The sequence below is a fragment of the uncultured Streptococcus sp. genome, assembly GCF_938036805.1.
Taxonomy (GTDB): Bacteria; Bacillota; Bacilli; order Lactobacillales; family Streptococcaceae; genus Streptococcus.
The window spans coordinates 1-4,305 of sequence record NZ_CALHWC010000070.1 but is presented as its reverse complement, the minus strand read 5'-3'; the positions used below and the strand labels follow the sequence as shown (position 1 = coordinate 4,305).

The window sequence follows — 4,305 nt, the reverse complement described above, 5'->3', positions numbered from 1 at the left end:
CATTGTCCTGAACGCTCATCCGTTCGCGAACATTACGCTCCATCCGAGAAAGTCCCAGACGAACTTGGTTAGCTAAAAGCTCACCAACCGCACGAATACGACGGTTCCCCAAGTGGTCAATATCATCCACACGACCGATACCTTCTGCCAAGTTGAGGAAATAGCTCATTTCAGCCAAGATGTCAGCTGGTGTTACAGTCCGAACCTTGTCAGACGGATTTGCGTTACCAATGATGGTCACAACACGGTCTGGATCGCTTGGTGCGACAACCTTGAACTTCTGCAATTCTACAGGCTCTGTCAAGACAGCTGAGTCGTTTGGAATGTAAGTGATTTTGTTTAAACCATTGTCCAGCTGCTCTGAAATGCTGTCGATCACACTGCGAGTCATAACCGTACCAGCTTCGACAAGGATTTCACCTGTTTCAGCATCTACCAGATGCTCTGCCAATGTTTGATTGAGCAAGCGGTTCTTGATGTTGAGCTTCTTGTTAATCTTGTAACGACCAACGGCAGCCAAGTCATAGCGATGTGGATCAAAGAAACGAGCTACAAGCAAGCTACGTGAACTTTCAGCCGTTTTAGGCTCACCTGGACGAAGGCGCTCGTAGATTTCTTTCAGAGCTTCATCTGTACGAGAGTCCATTGGATTCTTGTGAATATCTTTTTCAATGGTATTGCGCACCAAGTCGCTGTCACCAAAGATATCAAGGATTTCATCATCACCTGAGAAACCAAGTGCACGAACCAAGGTCGTAAACGGAATCTTCCGCGTCCGATCAATACGAGTATAGGCAATGTCTTTAGAGTCTGTTTCTAGCTCCAACCAAGCTCCGCGGTTAGGAATAACGGTTGAGCCGTAGCCCACTTTACCGTTTTTGTCAACCTTATCGTTGAAGTAAACACCTGGAGAACGCACCAACTGGGATACGATAATCCGCTCACCACCGTTGATGATGAAAGTTCCCATTTCAGTCATGATTGGGAAATCGCCAAAGAAGACTTCCTGAGTCTTGATTTCACCAGTTTCCTTGTTAATCAAACGGAAAGTCACAAAGATTGGCGCTGAGTAGCTAGCATCGTGGATACGAGCTTCTTCCAGCGTATATTTAGGCTCACGGATTTCATAGCCGACAAATTCCAATTCCATGGTGTCGGTAAAGTTTGAAATAGGAAGCACATCCTCAAAAACTTCCTTCAAACCATGGTCCAAGAAATCTTTAAACGAGTCTGTTTGAATTTCAATCAAGTTTGGTAAATCAAGAACTTCTTTAATTCTTGAAAAACTACGACGGGTCCGATGTTTCCCGTATTGAACGTCATGTCCTGCCAAGTTTCTAACTCCTTTTTTATAAAGTACAGAGGGAGGAATCGGAGAGATTGAGATTTTCTGATTATTGGAATACTAACCATTTGCCTCTCATATCACACTCTTCTTCACTCTTACCAAGGGGAGACCCCTTCTACGCCATTGACTCTCGTCAAAACAGCTACAATCAGTCCCTTTTGCTAAGTTTTTAGAATCTTTAAATTTGCGTTACAAATCTTAGAATTCTGAAAAATAGACACAAAAAGAGCAGCTAAATCTGACTTATAAAAAGTTTGATTTAACTGCTGCAAGCTTTAATCGGACAATATTTCAATTAAAGCACACGACAAATTATTGATACCATTATACCATATTTATGTAAAAATTCAAGTAGTTTTATCTAATTTCCAGGGCACTTTCATCTTTAATCTTGAAATAGAAGCATGTTTATTTTAAGTCGCTCTCATCCACTTCCTCGTCGTCATGAACATGTTAACCCTGGATTTTGATGTATCCTTCATGTTTCCTATCCAATTCTTCCCAGAGTGGCTCATCAACAGCCTTCCGAATCTTTATTTTATGATTCTTTTATTATATTTCCTATTTAGAAGCTAGCTGCTCTTTCATTTTTTCAAAGAACTGATTTAATTCTGTTTGAACCTGATGTAGTAACTCTTTTTCTTGAGTCTCATCTATCTCAATTTTTTTCCCAGTATCATTTTCCTCTATAGATTCATAACTCGAATCAATTAAATTCAATTTTTTATCTAAGAAAAACGCTACATCTGTTTCTTTACCGTTAAGCATAGTAGAAAAAAGAACTAGAAGCTCACTGTCTTCCAAACTAGTCGGTGGGCGTACATCCAAGTTTAATTTCCCAGATATTTTAAGTTTATTTATCCCCCATCGGCGAATCACTGGGTCATCCGGAATTCCATAGCCAGCATCTCGGATAATATCCTCGTTGTTACCTGCGAGGATACTTGCCAGTAATTCAATTTTATTGGCAGAGGAAAAATCTGGTTCAGGTTTATCATCTGGCCAAAAGAGCAACCAAATGGCAAAAGCAGTTATTATCAAAAGTAGGATGCTTATTATTTTTTTACGTACCGACATTTTTATCTTCTCCTCGCTTCAAATAATCATAAAAATCTTCTTTTGATTTTTTATGCTCATCCGTATCTGGTTTCCATAAGAAATCCCATCTTTTCCCGTGCTTGATAAATTGTCCACCTGCTGTATATTTTCCATAGTCTAGGATAACTATCAGGCAGTCACGCTCTTTTAATCAGAAGGTCTGTTACTTGATTGCTAATTTATAAGTTGTCGCTAATGTTTTATCTTACTTGTCTGCCACCTGAGCTTCAAACTGAACCGGTTTATCATCTACATTGGTGATGGTGATGGTGTAGGGTTTGTTATTCGTGACATCAAAAACTTTTTCTCCTTGATACTGAATAATTAAATTTGATTTTTCTATATAAATATCAGCTAAATCACTATTTTCCACATAAGATTCAGTCAATTCTCCCGACTCATCTCTGACCCATTTGAACACATTTTGCTTACTTAAATCATAATGCAACTCACTACCACTTACAGACCAATACTCTCTGCCATTTAACTCTAGTTTATTTTTATCAGTTTTCTTTAGAATTAACTCTGAATAATATTCCACATCCTGTATCCGAGGATTGACCGTTAGGCTGATCGACTGTCCAGGTTGTAGGGTATATTTACCGTAGTTTAAAATTGCCTGAACGTACCAGACAACAAACAGACTATACAGCACGCCAATAATAATCCTTGAACGCCTACTTTTAAAACAGCGCAAAAGTAGGATTAAAGAAATGATAAATACTAATGAAGTGAACATGTTAGTTATTTCCTCCCTTATAAGCATCCGCGCCGTCTTGAATTGCAGCGGCATCACCAAAATTATCTCCATACTGACCTTGCAATAGACTCAGATCGTATTTTATATCTGCGCCTACTACAAAATATTTATCAAACTTCAAATAATCCGAGAATTGTTGTGCCTTTCCTGCACCATATTTTAAATAGTCATCACTTGATTCTAGATATCCTTTTCCAACATAGCCAAAGAGATAATTTCCCATGTAGTCTGATTTCATACCTTCTTCCCACTGGCGACCCCAAATTGAGAAAGGATAGTCTTCTCTGTATGACCGGTTTTTTTAGTATAGGGGGTTATTGGTATTTAACTCTTCTACAAAACTAACCATACAAGATTTGATACATCTTTTTAATGAAGCTATTAATCTCACTTTGAACAATTTTCAACAAGCGGGCTTCTTCAGATTGTGAGATAGAAACTATTTCTCTTGTTCCCTCAGCATTTTCCTGAGAATAGCTAGAATAAAGTAAATTCAGATTTTTATCTAAAACGAAAGCTACATGTGTTTGTTTTTCATTAACTTGTGTAATGAAAAATAACTGAAAATCCTTGGCTTGCTTTTGAGGAGGACTAATTTTCAAATGTATATCTCCTTCTATTTCCAGTGGATAAATAACCCCTTCTAACCGAATGGCTCCATCTGGCGGAATGGTAAAGCCTGCTTTGCGAATATCAGGTGCGTACTTCTCTGATTCTAGCAAACGATGAAGAACTTCAATTCTATCATTTTTCTCAAAAGCCACTTTCAATGTATTAGATTGTTGAAAATGATTGTAAGTGAAATACGAAGGTACTAATACAACCAAAAATAATACTATCAACCATTTAAACTGTTTCAATTTATGTGACATTGCTCTCTACACCTCTTTCTAAGTAGTCAAAAAAGGCTTCCTGATTCTTCTTTTGTTCCTCTTCAACAGTTTTGCCATGCTCTACAAGAAAGGCTTCACTCTTCCCTGTCCGCAATATCTCACACTTTATTTAGAAGCTAGTTGCTGTTTCATTTTTTCAAAGAACTGATTCAATTCTGTTTGAACCTGATGTAGTAACTCTTTTTCTTGAGTCTCATCTATCTCAA

Annotated in this window: 4 protein-coding genes and 1 pseudogene; all 5 read right to left on the bottom strand. The window is 38.0% G+C overall.

Annotated features, from left to right (window positions below; translation table 11 throughout):
- Window positions 1–1,333, bottom strand: a pseudogene (locus Q0191_RS02895) (DNA-directed RNA polymerase subunit beta); the annotation flags it as partial.
- A 576-nt stretch (window positions 1,334–1,909) separates the two neighbouring features.
- Entirely contained in the window at window positions 1,910–2,425 is a 516-nt protein-coding gene (locus Q0191_RS02890; protein ID WP_297663670.1) for a hypothetical protein, read from the bottom strand.
- A gap of 226 nt (window positions 2,426–2,651) precedes the next feature.
- On the bottom strand, window positions 2,652–3,185 hold the full coding sequence (locus tag Q0191_RS02885) for a hypothetical protein (protein WP_297663668.1): 534 nt from the start codon (window positions 3,183–3,185) through the stop codon (window positions 2,652–2,654).
- Between the two features lies 1 nt (window position 3,186).
- Window positions 3,187–3,444 carry a hypothetical protein gene (locus Q0191_RS02880; RefSeq protein ID WP_367170157.1) on the bottom strand — a complete coding sequence of 86 codons (258 nt, stop codon included), beginning with the start codon at window positions 3,442–3,444 and terminating at the stop codon, window positions 3,187–3,189.
- A 103-nt stretch (window positions 3,445–3,547) separates the two neighbouring features.
- A complete protein-coding gene (locus tag Q0191_RS02875) occupies window positions 3,548–4,078 on the bottom strand; it encodes a thiol-disulfide isomerase (RefSeq protein WP_297663665.1) in 531 nt (176 codons plus the stop codon).
- Window positions 4,079–4,305 lie beyond the last annotated feature (227 nt).

What these genes read in the sequence shown, in the direction of transcription:
- Q0191_RS02890 (WP_297663670.1), bottom strand. Translation starts at nt 2,425, where the DNA reads ATGTCGGTACGTAAAAAAATAATAAGCATCCTACTTTTGATAATAACT.
- Q0191_RS02885 (WP_297663668.1), bottom strand. Translation starts at nt 3,185, where the DNA reads ATGTTCACTTCATTAGTATTTATCATTTCTTTAATCCTACTTTTGCGC.
- Q0191_RS02880 (WP_367170157.1), bottom strand. Translation starts at nt 3,444, where the DNA reads ATGAAATCAGACTACATGGGAAATTATCTCTTTGGCTATGTTGGAAAA.
- Q0191_RS02875 (WP_297663665.1), bottom strand. Translation starts at nt 4,078, where the DNA reads ATGTCACATAAATTGAAACAGTTTAAATGGTTGATAGTATTATTTTTG.